The organism is Rhodococcus sp. HNM0563 (assembly GCF_012726195.1).
In the GTDB taxonomy this organism is placed as follows: domain Bacteria; phylum Actinomycetota; class Actinomycetes; order Mycobacteriales; family Mycobacteriaceae; genus Rhodococcus.
Window position 1 is genome coordinate 140,088 of the sequence record NZ_JAASAF010000004.1, and the last position, 17,575, is coordinate 157,662.

Consider the following 17,575-nt stretch of genomic DNA (forward strand, 5'->3'; position numbering starts at 1 on the left):
AGCGTCGGCTCCGGTGAGGAGCCGAGATGGCCGTCGACCCGACGCCGCCCACCGACGCGAACGTCGAATACCTGCGCACGGACCCGGATCTTCCCCCGGTCGGCGTCGTCGATCGAACACCGATGTCCGCCACGGCGCGCATCGTCTTCGTAGTCCTCGCACTCGTCGGTGGCTTCGCCTGGTCGATGATCGCGGTGGTGCGCGGCGAGAACATCAACGCGGTGTGGTTCGTGATCGCGGCAGTGTGCACATATCTTGTCGCATACCGTTCTACGCCAAATTCATCGAACGCAAGATCGTGCAACCGCGCGACGATCGCGCGACCCCCGCCGAGGTCCTGGAGAACGGCAAGGACTACATGCCGACCGACCGGCGGGTCCTGTTCGGACACCACTTCGCCGCGATTGCCGGGGCCGGTCCCCTCGTAGGCCCGGTCCTCGCTGCTCAGATGGGCTATCTGCCGGGAACGATCTGGATCATCGTCGGTGTCGTCCTGGCCGGTGGAGTCCAGGATTTCCTGGTGCTGTGGATTTCGTCGCGGCGGCGCGGACGCAGTCTCGGACAGATGGGACGCGACGAGCTCGGCCCGATCGGCGGAATCGCCGCCCTGATCGCGGTTTTCGTGATCATGATCATTATTATCGCGGTGCTCGCACTCGTCGTCGTCAATGCACTCGCGGAGAGCCCGTGGGGGTTGTTCTCCATCGCGATGACCATTCCGATCGCATTGTTCATGGGTGTGTATCTGCGGTATCTGCGGCCCGGCAAGGTCTCCGAAGTGTCTGCGATCGGCGTCGTGCTGCTGGTCCTGGCGATCGTCGCAGGTGGATGGGTTGCCGAGACCGATTGGGGTGTCGAATGGTTCACGCTCTCGAAGGTGACGATTGCGTGGTTGATGATCGGCTACGGGTTCGCCGCGTCGGTCCTGCCGGTGTGGTTGCTGCTGGCCCCGCGCGACTACCTGTCGACCTTCATGAAGGTCGGCACCATCGCGCTGCTCGCCATCGGTATTCTCGTCGCCCGCCCCGAGATCCAGATGCCCGACGTCACGTCGTTTGCGATCGACGGTGACGGGCCCGCCTTCGCCGGGTCGCTGTTCCCGTTCCTGTTCATCACCATCGCGTGTGGCGCGCTGTCGGGCTTCCACGCATTGATCTCCTCCGGCACCACTCCGAAGATGCTGGAGAAGGAGAAGCAGACCCGCCTCATCGGATACGGCGGGATGCTCACCGAATCGTTCGTGGCGATCATGGCCGGTCACCGCGTGCATCATCGATCAGCACCTGTATTTCGCGCTCAATGCGCCGGAAGCGCTCACCGGTGGCACACCTGAAACAGCCGCAGCCTATGTGAACAGCCTCGGGCTGTCGTCGCCGGACGTCACGCCCGAGCAGATCGCCGGTGCGGCGGCCGCGGTCGGGGAGGAGTCGATCATTTCCCGCACCGGCGGTGCGCCCACGCTCGCATTCGGCATGTCGAATGTCCTGTCGGATCTGTTCGGCGGAGACAGTCTCAAATCGTTCTGGTATCACTTCGCGATCATGTTCGAGGCGTTGTTCATTCTCACGACCGTCGACGCCGGTACCCGTGTCGCGCGATTCATGTTGTCGGATTCGCTCGGCAACTTCGGTGGTGCCGCCAAGCGTTTCAAGGACCCGTCGTGGCGTCCAGGTGCATGGTTCTGCTCGTTCGTGGTCTGCGGGTTGTGGGGTGCGATCCTGCTCATGGGTGTCACCGATCCACTGGGTGGTATCAACACCTTGTTCCCGCTGTTCGGTATCGCCAACCAGTTGCTCGCCGCGATCGCGCTCACGATCGTCCTGACGATCGTGGTCAAGAAGGGCCTGGTGAAGTGGGCGTGGATCCCCGGTATCCCGTTGGCATGGGATCTCATCGTGACGATGACGGCGTCGTGGCAGAAGATCTTCTCCAGCGACCGCGCGGTCGGATACTGGGCACAGCACAATGCGTTCGTCGATGCGAAGAACGCCGGCGAGACCCGGTTCGGTTCGGCCGCGTCGCCTGCGGCGATCGACGCTGTCATCCGCAACACCTTCATCCAGGGCACTCTGTCGATCGTGTTCGCGGTACTCGTTCTCATCGTGGCCGTCGCCGGGGTCGTGGTGTGTATTCGATCGGTGCGGCTCGGCGGCATGCCGACGACCGAGTCGCCGGATGTGCCGTCGAAGATCTTCGCGCCTGCCGGATTCGTACCCACACCGGCCGAGCGTGAACTGCAGAAGCAATGGGATGAACTCATCGCGTCGGGCAAGGTGCGTGCACCCGGTGCCGCCCACGCGCACACGGATCACGCGCATCAGCACGAGAGCGGGACGCCGTGATCACCGCAGTGCGTCGGGCATGGTGGTGGGTCGGTGCGCTGATGGGCGATCACGACTACGCCCGGTACGTCGCCTTGCAGCGGCAGCTGAACCCCGGCCACCCGGTCATGACCGAGCGTGAGTATTGGTGTCAGCGGTACGCCGCAAGCGACGCAGATCCCGAGGCACGGTGCTGTTGACGCGGGCGCGGGCTGCTCAGCCCACGATCGGCAACGTGACGAAACTCGGTGCGGTGGAATCGAGTTCGAGATGTTGCGGTGCGAGCCTGCTGTCATGGAGCATCGGACCGAGCGGTAATGACCGCGGAATGCTGGACGCGTAGACGTCGATCCGGATGCGGTGCCCCGGCTGCAGGATCGCGTCGGTGGGAATCATGCTGATGTCGAGTTGCGTGGGCCGGCCGGGCACGACCGGTTGATGTGTGTCGAGCGTGAGATACGGATGGGCGCGCGCGTAGTCGCCCGACGAGGTGAACGTACTCTTCGAATCATCGATCGCGCGCAAAGACGCGACCAGGGATCCGCTGGAGAGCACCGTGGAGCGGCCATCGGGTGCAACATCGTTGATCGACACCGACCAGAAGCCGTCCGGGGTGTCGAGCACCGTGTTCAGATGCAGGTTGATCGGCCCGGAGAGGACGGTCGGCTCTGCCATCGGCTCCGAAGTGAACGTCAGGCCCTCTTCCTCGTTGAAACGTGCGTCCTTAGTGCAGTTCGATCCGAGGAGGACCGCGATACCCGCAGTGCCCTGCGCGGCTTCCCTCGAACACACCCCGCGCAGGCCGGGTGCGACGGTGAGCCGCGCCGGAGAGTCCTGCGGGGTGGGCTGCAGGCTGCCATCGTGGACCGAGTGCGCGGCAGTGCCGCTCGCTGTCGTCGACAGGTACATCCGCTGGTATTCGACACCCGCACGAGGGAATTGGTCGGTGGTGGTCCAACCGTCACCCTGCTGCAGCAGCGTGACCGGCCCGTACTCGGTGATGCCGTTGTCGATGTCCTTGAGCCAGTGGTCGAACCAGGCGCGCTGCAATGCCACCATCGTCGGCGGGTGTCCGGGAGTGCCGAAGCCCTCGCCGAGGACGGCATGGTATCCGTCGCCCATCACGAGTTGTTTGTTGCCGGGCGCTACGGGAATCGAGTTGTAGATGTCGGGTTCGCTGTTGGCGAAGATGTCGTGCCAGTTGCCGAACACGAAGGTGGGTACCTCGATGGCGTCGAGATCTGCTTGTCGTTCCTGATAGAACGGGCCGTCCTGCGCGACTTCGAGTGCCTCGGGTGAGACACCCTCGATGGTCGGTGCGGTGAGCGCTTCGACGAGTTCGGGGATCTTCGTGACCGGATCGGCCATACGATCGCGGAGCCATTGTGCATCGAATCTGCCCTGCAACAGGGCTTCGACGTCGGGGGCCCACTTGAGGCCGTTGACGAGGCCGAGCCATGCCGGCATGAATCCGACGCCGATCGCACCGCCGGTGCCGACGATGTCGCGGAGGAGATCGTTGCCGGGTTCGACCGCGAACACGGCGTCGAGTTCGGCGGGCCGGTGTCCGGCAGCCTGGATCTGATTGATCGCCGAATACGAGACACCGGTAGTGCCGATACGCCCGTTGGACCACGGCTGCGCCGCGACCCAGTCGATGACCTCGACGGTGTCCTGTTGTTCGCGAGGTCCGAGCACATCCCACTGTCCATGGGAGAATCCGGTGCCGCGGACGTCGACGATGACCTGCGTATAGCCGTTCTGCACGAGGTCGCGGTTGAGCCCGAAGGCGCGTCCCAGCTGCGCCGCGGGAGCGGCAAGCTCCGTGATGCCGTCGAAGGGGATGCCGAGGTTGAGGATCGTCCCGAGATCTTCGACGAGCGGCTGAAGAGTCGGATCCTCCATCGCGACGGACGCGAGCGTCGACAGGAGTTTGGTGTACGGCGTGAGGTTGAGAACCACGGGGGTCTGCTCGTCGATCGGTGTTCCGTCGGCTTTTGCGGGCCGGAACACGTTGGCACGGAGCACAGTTCCGTCGCTGAGGGTGATCGGCACATCCCAATCGACTGCGGTGTTCGGGTACGCATCGGGCGCATCGACAGCCTCCTGCCATGCGATGGCATCGGCTCCGCCCGCAGGGTCGGCCGCGGCCGTGGGTGCGAGAGCAATCGTCATGGCGGCGGTCGCCGTCATGACGACAGCGCTGATGAGACGTCTTTTCACCTTTGGTTCCCCCCGTACCGGCAGTAACAGCTTGCTCGCACGTTAGCCGTCGGTAATCCCCAGGTCAACGATGTGCACACACCGGTGTGCTGTATTTTCGGATCATGGCGGCGGGAAGGAACTGGTTCGATCATGGCGGTCAGGCCTACGCACAGTTTCGTCCCGAGTATCCGGCGGAGCTCGCGGAGTTCTTCGTTTCTCTTGCTCCGGCGACCGATCTGGCGGTCGATGTCGGATGTGGAAACGGCCAATTGACGGTGCAGCTCGCAAGCCGATTCGATGTCGTGATCGGAGTCGATCCCAGTGCAGATCAGATCGCGAACGCCAGGCTCCATGATCGGGTCCGCTACCTTCAGGCACCCGCCGAGACGCTTCCCGTGCAGGATCGGAGCGCTGCACTGATCACCGCCGCGCAGGCGGCGCACTGGTTCGACCGCCCGGCGTTCTACCGCGAGGTCCGGCGGATCGCGGTCGACGATGCTGTTCTCGTGCTGGTCAGCTACGGGGTGACCAAGCTCGACCCAGACCTCGACGAACGGTTCCAGCACTTCTACCGGACCGAGATCGGCCCGTACTGGCCGGAGGAACGCAAGCTCGTCGACAGCGGATACGCCGACATCGACTTTCCGTTCGAGGAGCGCCCGGCTCCACCGATGCAGATCCGCACACAGTGGGATCTGAACGGCATGCTGGGCTATATCTCGACGTGGTCGGCGGTCCGGAAGGCCGCGGAGGCGGGTAAGTCCGAGGTTCTCGAGTCCTTCGCAGCAGATCTGGCAGACCTGTGGGGCGATCCCGCGACAACACGGGAGTTCACGTCGCCCGTCAACATGCGTGTGGGAACGATCTGAATCACCCGTGAGCGTGCAGTTCTCGTCGCAATTACCCGCAAATTGCGACGAGAACTGCACGCCGGGCGCCGACCGAAGCTAAGGAGTGAGCCACATTCCGTCGGGTATCGGCGATCCCAGCGCGTACATCTGCACGCCGTGCAGATTCTGGCCGGTGATCACCGACGGCGCCGACCGGATGTACCAGATCCCAGGTTCGAGCTCGGCGAGCCGTTCCTGCACCGTGCGGTAGGCGGCCACACGTTCCTCGCCCGAGGTGCCCGTACGTCCGGCGTCGAGGGCTGCGTCCAATTCGGGGTCGGAGATGCCGGTGTGATTTCCCGACGAGGTGGAATGGAAGGCGTTCCACAACGTGGTGTCGGGTTCTGGGCTGTCGGCGGCCCAGATGATCATGTCGAAGTCACGGGCGGCGGTACGAGGCATGTACCCCGCGATGTCGAGCACCTCCACCTGGACGTCGACGTTGTCGTAGGCGGCGAGCTGCGCCTGAAGACTCTCGGCGACGGATCTGATCTCGACGAGCGAGGTCGCGGTGAAGGTGAACTCGACGGGCTTTCCCTCCGCGGCCAGTTCGTCGAAGAGCTGCTGTGCCCGCTCGGGATCATCCTGCCGGAGGGGGATGTCCGCATGGAACGGTGAGGACTCCGGGAACAGTGTGTCGGGAACCTCGCCGTGCCCCTCGAACACGGCGGTGTTGATGTCGTCGAGATTCACCGCCGCGCTCACCGCCTCCCGGGCTCGGGGGTCGTCGAACGGGGCGCGTCGGGTGTTCATGACCAGGTACTGTCCGCCGCCGGCGGGTACGGCGTCGGTGGCCAACCCTGCCTGCTCGGCCTTCGCCAGCGCTGCCCAGCTGGATTCGGACGCCAGATCGGCGCCACCGCTGACCATCATGTTGACGCGCTGGTTTGCGTCACTGACAGCGCGGAGTTCGATGGCGTCGAGGTACGGGCGGGGCGCGTCCCAGTAGCCTGGGTTGCGTTCGAGTTTCATGCGATCCTGACGTGTCCACTCCGTCAGTGTGAATGGACCCGCGCCGACGGGATCAGCGTTGAAGGCGTCGGTTCCCCTCGGCCAGCGCGGACGGGGAGGCTATCCAGTTGAGCCCGCTCGATGTGATCGAATTCCCGAACTTCGGGTTGGGTGCAACGAGAGTGATCTTCAATGTTGCATCGTCGATGACCTCGGTCCCTGCGATCTGTGACGCCAGTGTCAGCGAACCGGATCCGAGCGACGGATCGAGAATGCGATCCCAGTTGAACTTCACTGCTTCGGCGTCGAGCGGTGTTCCGTCGGTGAAGGCGAGATCCGGCCGCAGTGTGAGGAGGAAGGTGGCGCCGCCGTCGGACGTGACGAAATCCTCGGCCATCCGATGTTCGAGTTCGAGCGTGTGCGGGTCGTCGATCATCAGCGTCCCGTAGAGCGCATTACCCAGCAGGCCTTGGCCGACCCAGTTGTTGGCGAGGGTCGCCGGGTCGAGCGACACTGGTTCGCGCACCTGGATGATACGTGCGACACCGCCAGGAACCGGTTCACCGTCGGACGTCGTAGACGCGCTGGAGCCGCCGTCTGCTCCGCATGCCGTCAGGAGCAGCGCTGCCGCGCAGATGGAGACGAGCGCGGTGACCGGGTTTCTGTGCCGAACAACCCATTCGAGCATGAATGTACCTATCCTTCAGGTAGCGGTGATGTGGTGTGTCGTTATTCCGTGACCCACATTTCCGCAGGAAGCGGGGAGCCGAGTGAGTACATGCGGATGCCGTGGATGTTGTCGGTGGTCATGACGGCCGGCGCCGCCCGTGTGTACCAGACGCCGGGAGCAACCTCGTGGAGTCGTTTCTGCACGATCTCGTAGGCTGCGTCGCGTTCCTCGGGTGTGGTGCCCACGCGGCCCGCATCGAGAGCAGCGTCGAGTTCGGGATCGGAGATCCCGGTGACGTTGCCCATCGACCGTGAATGGAAGGCATTCCACAAGGTGGAGTCCGGCTCTTGGACATTCGCCGACGAGATCATCATGTCGTAGTCGCGGGCGATGTTGCGCGGAATGAATGCGGCGAAATCGACGATCTCGACGTCCATGTTCACATTGTCGTACGCGGCAAGTTGCGCCTGACTGACTTCCGCGGTCGCCTTGGTCTCCGGCAACGTTGTTGCAAGGAACGAGAATTCGACGGGCTTTCCTTCCGCGGCGAGCTCATCGAACAGGCGCTGGGCCTCCTCGGGGTTGTACTCGGCCAACGCTATGTCCTTGTAGAACGGTGAAGACTCGGGGAACAGGGTCTCCGGGATATCGCCGGTGCCTTCGAACGCGGCCGTGTTGATGTCGTCGAGGTTCAGTGCCATCGAGACGGCGCGACGTGCGCGGGGGTCGTCGAATGGGGCACGACGGGTGTTCATCGCGAAGTACTGCCCACCGCCGACGGGTGCGAGTTCGGTGCCGAGCCCGGCATCCTCGGCCCTGGCGAGGGCTGTCCAGCTGGTTTCCGACGCGAGATCGGCGCCGCCCGACGCAAGCATGTTCACCCGCTGACTTCCGTCGGGGACATTGAGGAGGGTGATGTTGTCGAGGTACGGCCGGGGTGCGTCCCAGTAGTCGGGGTTGCGTGTGAGCTCCATGCGGTCCTGGCGGCGCCACTCCGTCAGCGCGAACGGGCCCGCGCCGATCGGGGCGTTGTTGAAGGCGTCCTTGCCTTTCTCCAGGGCCGTGGGGGAGGCGATCCAGTTCAGCGTGCTGTTCGTGATCGAGTAGGCGAACATCGGGTTCGGGTCGGCCATGACAACCTTCAGCGTGGTCTCGCCGACCACCTCTGTTGCGGAGATCTGGGAGGCCTGGGGAAAGGAACTCGACCCCGTGTCGGGATCCGCGATTCGCGACCAATTGAGGTGTACTGCTTGGGCATCGAGGGGTGTTCCGTCGGTGAAAGTCAGTCCCGGCTGAAGCTCGAGGGTGAAGGTGTTGCCCCCGTCGGTGGTCGAGAAGCCTGTCGCCATCCGGTATTCGATCTCGAGGGTTTCGGGATTGTCGATCATCAGCGTTCCGTAGAGCGCGTTTCCGAGGAGGCTCTGGCCGACCCAGTTGTTGCTCAATGCCGCCGGGTCGAGCGATACCGGTTCGCGAACCTGGATCATGGTGGCCGAACCACCGGAGACGGGATCACCGACCGGTTCGTCCGAGGAGTCGCCGGAAGCGGGGGTGCCGCAAGCTCCCGCGAGCAGCAGCACCGAGCATGCCGCGGCAACGGTGGTAAGAGTGCGCCTGATCATCGAACTCCTCTATGTGCGACGTGTCACATTTCATTGTGGAAAGTTAGCAAGATCACGACGAATATAGAAGACCATCTCCTGAAACGATCCGCCTGGGTACGATCGGCCGCATGGCGGATACGTCCCGTCGTCCGGGCAGACCGCGCGACACCAGCATCGACGAACGGGCCCTTGCCTCCGCCCGCGAACTCCTCGCTGAGCAGGGCTTCGAGGCGACGACGATCCAGGCCGTGGCGGTGCGGTCGGGCGTGCACGCGTCGGCGATCTATCGAAGGTGGTCATCGCGGATCGAGCTGATCGAGGACGCCGCCTTCCCCATGGAAAGTCCGTTGAAGGTAAGCCCCACCGGAGACCTCCGAGAGGATCTACGCCGCTTCATCCGCGCGTACGCCGACACATTCAGCGATCCGGCGACACGCGCGGCGGCGGGTCCTCTGCTGGCCTATCGCCGGTCGGATGCCGGTTACGGTGCGGCCTACCAGAGGGTGTCGGTGCGGCCCCAATTCTTTGCAATCCTGCACTCTGCGCCACCGGGCACTGTCGATCCGTCGATCGATCCCAACGACGTGTTCGACATGCTCCTCGGTGCGGTGTGGACGCGCATCATCGTGCCGATCACGGACTCCCGGCCCGACCCGATCGAGCGCACGGTGGAGATGCTCGTGCGAATGCTGCGACCATGAAGCAGGAAAACGGATCAGGCAGGACAAAAGTAGAGCTCGCAACCCCAGTGGTGCACCACTGGGGTTGCGAGCTCTATGTGGCGGCTGCGAGCTTCGTCAGACGGCGCGCTCGGTGTCGCGCAGCGCGCCGAGCGCGTCGATGCGGGCGACGGCGTCGGTCATGATCCGGTCGATCAGTTCCGCGCAGCTCGGCAGGTCGTCGACCATGCCCACGACCTGACCCGAGGCGAGCACACCGGCCTCGGTATTACCTTCTACGAGACCGGCTTTGAGCAACATGGGTGTGTTGGCCGCCATGATGATCTGCTGCCAGGTGCGGTCGCTCGCCTTCTTCATGGCAAGTCCGTCCTTGGCCAGCGTGGACCACTTCATGCCGGTCATCGACTTGAACTTCGTCGCGTTCCGCGCGGCCGCGACGAGTCCCTTGGCGTAACTGGACTTCTCGAGGCTGTTCACCAGATCGGTGTTGAGCACACGGTGGGGCATCCCGTCGACCTTGAGGGAGACGGTGGTGTCCTGCAGTCCTCGAGCGAGGTACTGCTGCTTGACCGAGTCGGGGACCGCGCTGTCGCTGGTGAGCAGGAAACGGGTGCCCATCGCGACACCGGCGGCACCGTACGACAGTGCTGCGGCCAGGCCACGACCGTCGAAGAATCCACCTGCGGCGATGACCGGGATGTCGACGGCGTCGAGCACACTGGGCAGCAGCAACGTGGTGGCGACGGGACCGGTGTGACCACCGCCCTCACCGCCCTGCACGATCACTGCGTCTGCACCCCACGATGCGACCTTGACCGCATGCTTGGCTGCGCCGATCGACGGGACCACGACGATGCCGTGATCCTTTAGCTTCGCGATGAGTTCCTTCTTGGGAGCCAGCGCGAACGACGCGACCTTGACCTTCTCGCGGATCAGCAGATCGATGCGCTGGCCCGCATCCGACGCATCGGCACGCATGTTCACGCCGAACGGTTTGTCGGTCAGCGACTTCGTCTTCGCAACTGCCGCTTCGAGTTCCGGGTACGTCATCGTCGCGGATGCGAGGATGCCCAGACCGCCCGCATTCGACGTCGCGGCCGTCAAACGCGGACCCGACACCCACCCCATGCCCGTCTGGACGATGGGGTGCTCGATGCCGACGAGTTCGGTCAGCGGAGTCCGCAGCAAGGCCTTCCCGCCACCGGAAGTCACAGCGAGACCTCGCGATCACGCAGGCCCTTGGGGTCGATGACCTCGCGGATCAGTCGCAGTTCTTCTGCGGTCGGCTCGCGGGTGACGCCTGCCTCGGCGAGGCCGGCGACCTCGAACGACGTGTTCGCGGCGACGGTCTCCGCGTCGACGCCCGGATGTAGTGTCACGGCGCGGAACGAATGGTCCGGCCCACCGAAGTCGAACACACCGAGGTTGGTGACCACGCGGGGGATCTCGAGGAAACGGAACGCGGGGTTCTCGGGGTCGATCTTGTCGTAGCCCACGCCACACACGACGTCGACCTTGTCGGCGAAGACGCGGGTCGAGTGCTTGCCCACCCAGTAGCTGGTGGCGTGGTTGATGGTGTTCCCCGGGGCGCCGCGCACACCGAACATCTGTCGCGTCGGCTTCTGCAGGTCGTCGCCGAAGGCCGAGAGGTTCTGGTTGCCGTGCCGGTCGATCTGGTTGGCGCCCATCACCACGTGCCGACGACCGGATGCGACGACGTCGAACACCTTGCGGAACGGCATCCAGCCTTCGACCGGAGCCTTCGCGCCGAGTGCGGGCACCTCGGCGAGGATGAGTGCCTCACCGTCGGTGATCACCAGATCGGGTTCGGTGGTGAGCTTGGCCAGGCGAGCTCCGATCTGCGGGAGCGTCGCCATCGGGCTGGCGACGATTTCGCCTGCACCGGAGAAGATCTCGGCGCACGCGATTGCGCAGTATTCGGCGCGGGTCACAGTGTCGGTGGTGGTCATGCCTGCTGCTCCTCTGCGAACTTCTTGATGGCGGCCTGGTAGTCCTCTTCGGATCCGGAGAGGAACCGGTCGACGAAGGCCTGCCACGACTCGGGGGTCTTGGCGGCCTCGGCGTAGTGACGCTGGAACTTCTCGTCGCGCCCGTACGAATCGCCGGCGAGGGTGAAGTGCGCGCCGTTCGGTGCCTCGACGACACCGTCGACCATCAGACGGTTGAGCAGCAGCTGCTGCAGGGGAACTTCCTTGACCAGCTGCTCGGTCTCGACGATCTTCTCCACGGAGACGTACCGCTTCTCTGCGGCCATGCAGTAGAGATCGTCGAAGTAGGGATCGACGCCCTGGTAGCCGGCGTTGCCGTGCTTGTCGCCGATGTTCAGGTGCACGAAAGAAGCATCCAGGTTCAACGCGGGCATTGCGATCAGGGTCTCGCGCTTACCGGATTCATCGGCGTAGGGCGAGGTGACGGTCTGGAGTTCGTCGCCCCAAAAGGTCTGCACGTCGGAGCCGAGGCCTGCCCGGATCGGCAGGAACGGCAGGCGCGCGGCGGCAGCTTCGAGGCCGCACTTGACCATGCCCTCGTCCATCTCGCGGGCGACGAGTTCGCCGGAGGTGCGGGCCTTGGCGAACCACGGGTCGTAGAACGGTGCCGAGTCGAGCGACACGAAGCCGTAGTACGCCTTCTTGACCTTGCCGGCAGAGCACAGCAGTCCCAGGTCGGGGCCACCGTAGGTCACGACGGTCAGGTCCTTGATGTCCGAACGCAGAATTGCGCGGACGAAGGCCATGGGCTTGCGGCGTGATCCCCAGCCGCCGAGGCCGATGGTCATTCCGCTGCGCAGTTCGCCGACGACCTCGTCGAGCGACATCCTCTTGTCACGCATGAGTGTTCAAGCTCCTTCTGGTGCTTCCCAGTTCTCGTAACTGCTCAGTTCTCGTGCAACTCAGTGGTTGCTTCGCGGCTTGCCCGTCGCAACGAACTCGTCACGGTGCTCGTCGGCGACACCGGCAAGGTTCAGTTCGAAAGTGAAGCCCTGTTCGATGCGGTAGGCGGTCTTCACGTCGACCGGATCGATCCGATTGATCGCTTCCTTGGCACGGCGAATGACGCGCGTGTCCTTGGCGGCGATCATCCCGGCGACTTCGCTTGCGGCGGCGTCGAGTTCGTCGCGCGGCACCACCTTGTAGACAGACCCGAAATGCTCGAGTTGCTGGGCAGTGACGTTCTGCGCGGTGTAGTACAGGGTGCGCATGAGGTGCTGGGGGACGAGGCGTGCGAGGTGGGTTGCGGCGCCGAGCGCGCCGCGGTCGACCTCGGGAAGGCCGAATACGGCGTCGTCGGACGCGACGATCACGTCGGCGTTGCCTACGAGCCCGATGCCGCCTCCGACGCAGAAGCCGTTGACCGCGACGACGACGGGTACCTCGCAGTCGTAGACCGCGGCGAATGCGGCGGCGCAGCCGTGGTTGGCGGCGATGAGGGCATCGAAGCCTTCGGTGGCCTGCATTTCCTTGATGTCGACGCCGGCGTTGAAGCCGCGGCCCTCGGCGCGCAGCACGACGACGTGCGTGCTCATGTCCTTGCCCGCGGCCACGATGGCGTCGGCGAGCTCGAACCACGCGGCGGAGGGGAGAGCGTTCACGGGCGGGAAGTCGACGGTGACCGTGGTGATCCCTGCGCCGTCGGAGGTGGAGGTGATGCCCATGGCATTTTCCTAACGTCGGTACCGAACCAAGCGATTGCTTGGTAAGTTAGCACATGCCTGTTCGAGGGCACAGTGACTCGGGGTCGGGCCTCAGTACCCGGGCAGGTCGTCGCCGGGAAAGCGGCGCCGGATAATTTTTCCGGTGGTGTTGCGAGGCAGCAGATCCCGCGTGAACCGCCAGCGGGTCGGCACCTTGAAGTAAGCGAGATGATCGGCAACGTACGCCGTCAGTTCCTCTTTGGTGGCAGACGAACCGGGATTCAGGACCACGACCGCGCCCACCTCCTGCCCCCATTCGGGGTGCGACACGCCGCTGACCAAGCACTCACGTACCGCGGGGTGGCCGTCGAGGACTCGCTCGACCTCCGACGGGTAGATCGACTCGCCGTTCTGTTCGATGAGGTCCGCCCGCCGCCCCAGCAGTCGTAGCCGGCCGCCCTCGACGACGCCGTAGTCGCCCGTCCGCAACCATCGGTCGGCGGTGATGGTCTCCGCGGTGGCCTCGTCGTCGTCCCAGTACCCGAGCATCACGAACGGGCTTCGCACACAGACCTCGCCGGGTTGGCCGTCGGGGAGCCAACCTCCATGTTGGTCGCGGATCTCGAGGCTCACTGTGATCACCGGCTCGCCGACGGTGCCCGGATACCGATCGAGTGACTCAGCAGTTGCGGCAGTGATCGACGTGCTGCACTCGGTGATCGTGTAACTGTCGACCACGGCGTGACTGCCGAAGGGCAACTTCTCGCGGATCCGCTGTTTGAACTCGGGGGTCGACGGTTCCGAGGACAACATGAACCCGATCAGTGAGGTGAGATCGTACCGGTCGAGATCGTCGACCTCGAGCATCCGCGCCGCCATCGACGGCACCGCGTTCCAATGGGTGATCTCTTCGCTTTCGATCAGTTCCAGCACCGGACGGACTCCGAGCCAGCCCTGGTTCATGATGACGGTGCTGCCGGTCGCGAGGCGGGGCACCACGGTGTTGTGCAGGCTTGTGATGTGGCACAGGGAGGAGGTGAGCAGGTGGCGGGTGTCCGACGGGACGCCGCGTGCGTATTGCTCTCCGGTCCAGGCGGCGGTGATCGCGTCGGCGTAGCGATGATAGTCGGCAACGGCCAGCAGATTCCGCTGCGAGTGCAACGCCCCTTTGGGCTCCCCGCTTGTACCGGAGGTGAACAGAAGCACCGCCGGATCATCCTCATCGACCCTCGGTGGGGGAGGCTGCGCCCCGATGAACTCCCTGATCAACCGCGGCATGTCATCCTCGATGGTGAGGATGATCGTGTCGCTCGCGCCCATGGTGGCAATGGTTTCGGCACGTTGTTCGTCCACGAACACCACCCGCGGACGCGAATACCGGATCCCGACCTCGATCTCCGGTCGCACCCACCACGCGTTGATCCCTACTGCGATCGCACCCAGTGCCTGCGTCGCCCAGAAGGCGGTGACCCATTCGGGCCGATTCGCCGACAGGATCGCGACCCGATCACCGACCGAAACCCCATAGTGTTCGCGTAGCGCCGCAGCTAGTGCGTAGGCGTCGCGCGCGTGCTGCGCGAACGTGATTCTGCGCTCTGACGTGACGAGATACTCGCGATCACCCCAGACGAGCGACTGCGACAGCAGGTCGGCGACGGCCCGCCCTCGGTTCTTCATCACCGGCATCTCGGTGCCCAGCACGTCGTCCATCACGATTTCGAAGTCGCCGCCCCGGCCGGTGAGCCGAGAAATGAGCTGGTCCAGGAACGGCCGCGGGTCCGGCGGGACGGTCACAAGAGCTCTCCCCTCCTCGACGGCACTTGTGTGTCGCGAAAGACTCTCACGCTCCGGACCACGACCTTCGAATGTACCGGTGAGTGAGATATCCGAGGGGGCCGGTCGCCCGTCCACATAGCCTGCTCACAGTGGAGAAAGGACCGACACGATGACCACCACCGAAGAATCGTCGGCCGCTCGCTGGCGCGGCGTCGAACTGGGTACGCGCACCGTCCGTTATGACGAGAGCGACGCGATTCTGTACGCCCTCGCGGTCGGTGCACCCGCCACCGACCTCGATCTCGTGTTCGAAGAGCGGCTCAGAGTTCTCCCGACCTTCGCACTGACGCTCGCGCAGTGGGCACCCGATGAGCTCGGTGCCCGCGGCGGGTTCGACACCCGCACCGCAGTGCACGGGTCGCAGAGCCTCGATGTGCGTGCACCGCTGCCGCGCGCGGGTGAGCTCACGTTGTCGGCCAAGGTCGGCGAGGTGTGGGACAAGGGCCGCGCCGCGGTGTTCGAGGTCCTGGTCGAATCCGAGTTCTTCGTCGCCACGTGGTCGCTGTTCGCGCCGGGCGCGGGCGGGTTCGGTGGCGAACGCGGACCGTCGGCCGAGCCGACGCCCGAAGGCGATCCCACCCGGACCGCCACCTTGAACACTCGCGAGGATCAGGCAGCGCTGTACCGGTTGACTGGTGACCGGCACCATATCCACATCGATCCCGAGGCCGCGGCCCACATCGGGCAGCCCCGCCCGATCATGCACGGACTGTGCACACTCGCCGCGGCGACGATTCCGCTGGCCCGCGCGGTCGGTGCGCATCCGGCAGACTTGACGTCGCTGTCCGGACGCTTCGCTGCTCCCGCGTTCCCCGGCGACGCCCACCAGCTCCGCATCTGGGGTGAGCGCACCGACCTGCAATTCGACGTCCGCGCCGGCGACAACGCCGTGGTGTCGGGTGCCCGTGCGACGTTCGCCTGACCGCTCTCGCACAGGACCGGAACTTTCTGGAGGAAAAAGTTGGACACGTTCGCCGAAGTAGTGCGTTCCCGCAAGGGCGACGAGAAGATCGGTCTGCGGTTCGAGGACCGGCAATGGACCTGGGACCAGGTGATCCAGGAGAGCGCCGACCGTGCGGCAGCGCTCACCGCCGCCGTCGGGGAACCGGCCGATCGTCGTCGACACATCGGCGTGCTGCTCGAGAATGTCCCGGACTTCGTGTTCTGGATCGGAGCGGGTGCGCTCGCCGGTGCCGTGGTGGTGGGCATCAACGCGAGCCGCAGCGGTCCGGAGATCGCCGACGACATCCGTCAGGCCGACGTGGACTTCGTCATCACCGAATCGCGCCTCGCGCACCTGGTCGACGGCACCGACCACGGCCTGCCCGCCGACCGGATCGTTGACATCGACTCGCCCGAGTACCTGCGCTTCCTCGAACCGCATCGCGGCGCCGACCTGCCCGACACCGTCCCCTCGCCCGACGACATCGCCCTGTTGCTGTTCAGCTCCGGGTCGACAGGCCGGCCGAAGGCGGTCATCGTTACGCAGGGCAGGCTCGGGAGACTACTCGACGTCCTCGTCGAGCGCACCCAGATGCGACGCGACTCCGTGGCGTACCTGTGCATGCCGCTCTTCCACGGCAACGCCGTCATGCTCAACCTCGGCACCGCCATGCGCGTCGGCGCGACCGTCGGCCTGATCCGGAAGTTCTCGGCCAGCCGATTCGCCGACGATATCCATCGTTACGGCGCGACCTTCGTCAACTACGTCGGGCGTGCGCTGTCGTACGTGCTCAACAAGCCCGAAGATCCGCGTGACCGCACCGGCACGCTCGAGATCGCCTTCGGCACCGAAGCATCCGAGGTCGATGTCGCCCGATTCTCGGAGCGATTCGGGTGCACGGTCATCGAGGGCTACGGCTCGAGCGAGGGCGTGTTCCGGATCAACCGCACCCCGGAGACCCCCGCCGGGTCACTGGGTGTGGCACCGGGCGGCGCCGACGTGCGGATCCTCGACGAGAACACCGGCGAGGAATGTCCGCGCGCACAGTTCGACGACGCCGGGCGGCTGCTCAACTCCGAGGCCGTGGGGCAGATCGTCGCGATCGGCGGCGCCGCAGCGTTCGAAGGTTACTACAAGAATCCGGGAGCGGCCGCCGAGCGGGTCAGGGACGGCGACTTCTGGTCCGGCGACCTCGCCTACCGCGATGCCGACGGTTTCTTCTACTTCGCCGGCCGCGCATCGGATTGGCTGCGCGTGGACAGCGAGAACTTCTCGGCCGCACCCGTCGAGCGCATCCTGGTGCGGATCCCCGGGATCCTGTCGGCACCGGTGTTCGCGGTCCCGGACCCGGCGACGGGCGACCAGGTGATGTGCGCAGTCGAGCTCGACGCAGGCGCGGCGTTCGATCCGCAGGTTTTCGGGCGGACGCTCGCCGAGCAGCCCGACATGGGTGACAAGTGGTGGCCGCGCTTCGTGCGCGTGACCGATCACCTCCCGCTCACCGGCAGCAACAAGATCGACAAGGCGCCGCTGCGCGCCGCCGCGTGGAGCACCGCCGATCCGGTTTACGTCCGGGTGGGCCGTACCCCCGAATACGTTCTGCTCGACGACGCGGGGCGCACACAGATCGAACGCGACTTCACCGAGCAGGGTCGGGCCGCGTTGCTGCCTGCTCCGCTCGCCTCTGTCTAGCCGCGGCGGGGTGGTCTCACCGAGCGGGACCTGCAGCTCGGCGGTGACATCGCTCACCTACGGTGACTTTCATACAGCCCCATGGGACTTGTCTCGCAGCCCGTGACGAGTCCGCGCCGCGAACGGAACAT

At 65.1% G+C, this 17,575-nt stretch carries 14 protein-coding genes and 1 pseudogene; 6 read left to right on the top strand and 9 right to left on the bottom strand.

Going from position 1 to position 17,575, the window contains the following annotated elements; genetic code table 11:
- Positions 1–26: 26 nt before the first annotated feature.
- Positions 27–2,342 (top strand): annotated as a pseudogene (locus HCA61_RS10485) (carbon starvation CstA family protein).
- The gene (locus tag HCA61_RS10490; protein WP_169688443.1) at positions 2,342–2,521 is read left to right on the top strand and encodes a YbdD/YjiX family protein; all 180 of its coding nucleotides are present in this window, start codon (positions 2,342–2,344) and stop codon (positions 2,519–2,521) included. The pseudogene HCA61_RS10485 and the gene HCA61_RS10490 overlap by 1 nt, the downstream one beginning before the upstream one ends.
- 16 nt (positions 2,522–2,537) lie before the next feature.
- Here HCA61_RS10490 and HCA61_RS10495 read toward each other — a convergent pair whose 3' ends face one another.
- Positions 2,538–4,514, bottom strand: a complete 1,977-nt coding sequence (locus HCA61_RS10495) for a CocE/NonD family hydrolase (RefSeq protein ID WP_169688444.1) — start codon at positions 4,512–4,514, stop codon at positions 2,538–2,540.
- A 134-nt stretch (positions 4,515–4,648) separates the two neighbouring features.
- Between HCA61_RS10495 and HCA61_RS10500 the strand changes: the two genes are divergently transcribed.
- A complete protein-coding gene (locus tag HCA61_RS10500; RefSeq protein WP_169688138.1) occupies positions 4,649–5,395 on the top strand; it encodes a class I SAM-dependent methyltransferase in 747 nt (248 codons plus the stop codon).
- Between the two features lie 78 nt (positions 5,396–5,473).
- Here the strand turns inward: HCA61_RS10500 and HCA61_RS10505 are convergent, their stop codons facing one another.
- The 3 genes from HCA61_RS10505 to HCA61_RS10510 are packed head-to-tail and all read right to left on the bottom strand — an operon-like array spanning position 5,474 to position 8,659.
- Positions 5,474–6,415, bottom strand: coding sequence for an ABC transporter substrate-binding protein (locus HCA61_RS10505; RefSeq protein WP_277352008.1), 942 nt, complete (start codon positions 6,413–6,415; stop codon positions 5,474–5,476).
- Positions 6,416–6,440: 25 nt separating this feature from the next.
- Positions 6,441–7,055 (bottom strand): ABC transporter substrate-binding protein, encoded by a 615-nt coding sequence (locus HCA61_RS26595; protein ID WP_277352004.1) that lies wholly within the window; start codon positions 7,053–7,055, stop codon positions 6,441–6,443.
- Positions 7,056–7,096: 41 nt separating this feature from the next.
- Positions 7,097–8,659 (bottom strand): ABC transporter substrate-binding protein, encoded by a 1,563-nt coding sequence (locus HCA61_RS10510; RefSeq protein ID WP_169688139.1) that lies wholly within the window; start codon positions 8,657–8,659, stop codon positions 7,097–7,099.
- 110 nt (positions 8,660–8,769) lie between these two features.
- On the opposite strand from HCA61_RS10510, the gene HCA61_RS10515 reads away from it, so the two are divergent.
- Positions 8,770–9,342 (top strand): TetR/AcrR family transcriptional regulator, encoded by a 573-nt coding sequence (locus HCA61_RS10515; protein WP_169688140.1) that lies wholly within the window; start codon positions 8,770–8,772, stop codon positions 9,340–9,342.
- Positions 9,343–9,438: 96 nt separating this feature from the next.
- On the opposite strand, the gene HCA61_RS10520 is transcribed toward HCA61_RS10515, so the two are convergent.
- The 5 genes from HCA61_RS10520 to HCA61_RS10540 form a co-directional block, all read right to left on the bottom strand.
- The gene (locus tag HCA61_RS10520; RefSeq protein WP_169688445.1) at positions 9,439–10,509 is read right to left on the bottom strand and encodes a nitronate monooxygenase; all 1,071 of its coding nucleotides are present in this window, start codon (positions 10,507–10,509) and stop codon (positions 9,439–9,441) included.
- Positions 10,510–10,529: 20 nt separating this feature from the next.
- The gene (locus HCA61_RS10525) at positions 10,530–11,291 is read right to left on the bottom strand and encodes a CoA-transferase (RefSeq protein ID WP_169688141.1); all 762 of its coding nucleotides are present in this window, start codon (positions 11,289–11,291) and stop codon (positions 10,530–10,532) included.
- Entirely contained in the window at positions 11,288–12,172 is an 885-nt protein-coding gene (gene ipdA / locus HCA61_RS10530) for a cholesterol ring-cleaving hydrolase subunit IpdA (protein ID WP_206039900.1), read from the bottom strand. The genes HCA61_RS10525 and ipdA overlap by 4 nt, the downstream gene beginning before the upstream one ends.
- Before the next feature lie 60 nt (positions 12,173–12,232).
- A complete protein-coding gene (echA20, locus tag HCA61_RS10535; RefSeq protein WP_169688142.1) occupies positions 12,233–12,994 on the bottom strand; it encodes a (7aS)-7a-methyl-1,5-dioxo-2,3,5,6,7,7a-hexahydro-1H-indene-carboxyl-CoA hydrolase in 762 nt (253 codons plus the stop codon).
- Positions 12,995–13,084: 90 nt separating this feature from the next.
- Complete coding sequence (locus HCA61_RS10540) at positions 13,085–14,767, bottom strand: class I adenylate-forming enzyme family protein (protein WP_169688143.1); 1,683 nt, start codon at positions 14,765–14,767, stop codon at positions 13,085–13,087.
- 151 nt (positions 14,768–14,918) lie between these two features.
- Between HCA61_RS10540 and HCA61_RS10545 the strand changes: the two genes are divergently transcribed.
- A complete protein-coding gene (locus HCA61_RS10545) occupies positions 14,919–15,731 on the top strand; it encodes a MaoC/PaaZ C-terminal domain-containing protein (RefSeq protein WP_169688144.1) in 813 nt (270 codons plus the stop codon).
- Between the two features lie 39 nt (positions 15,732–15,770).
- A complete protein-coding gene (locus tag HCA61_RS10550) occupies positions 15,771–17,444 on the top strand; it encodes an AMP-binding protein (protein ID WP_169688145.1) in 1,674 nt (557 codons plus the stop codon).
- The last annotated feature ends 131 nt before the right edge of the window (positions 17,445–17,575 follow it).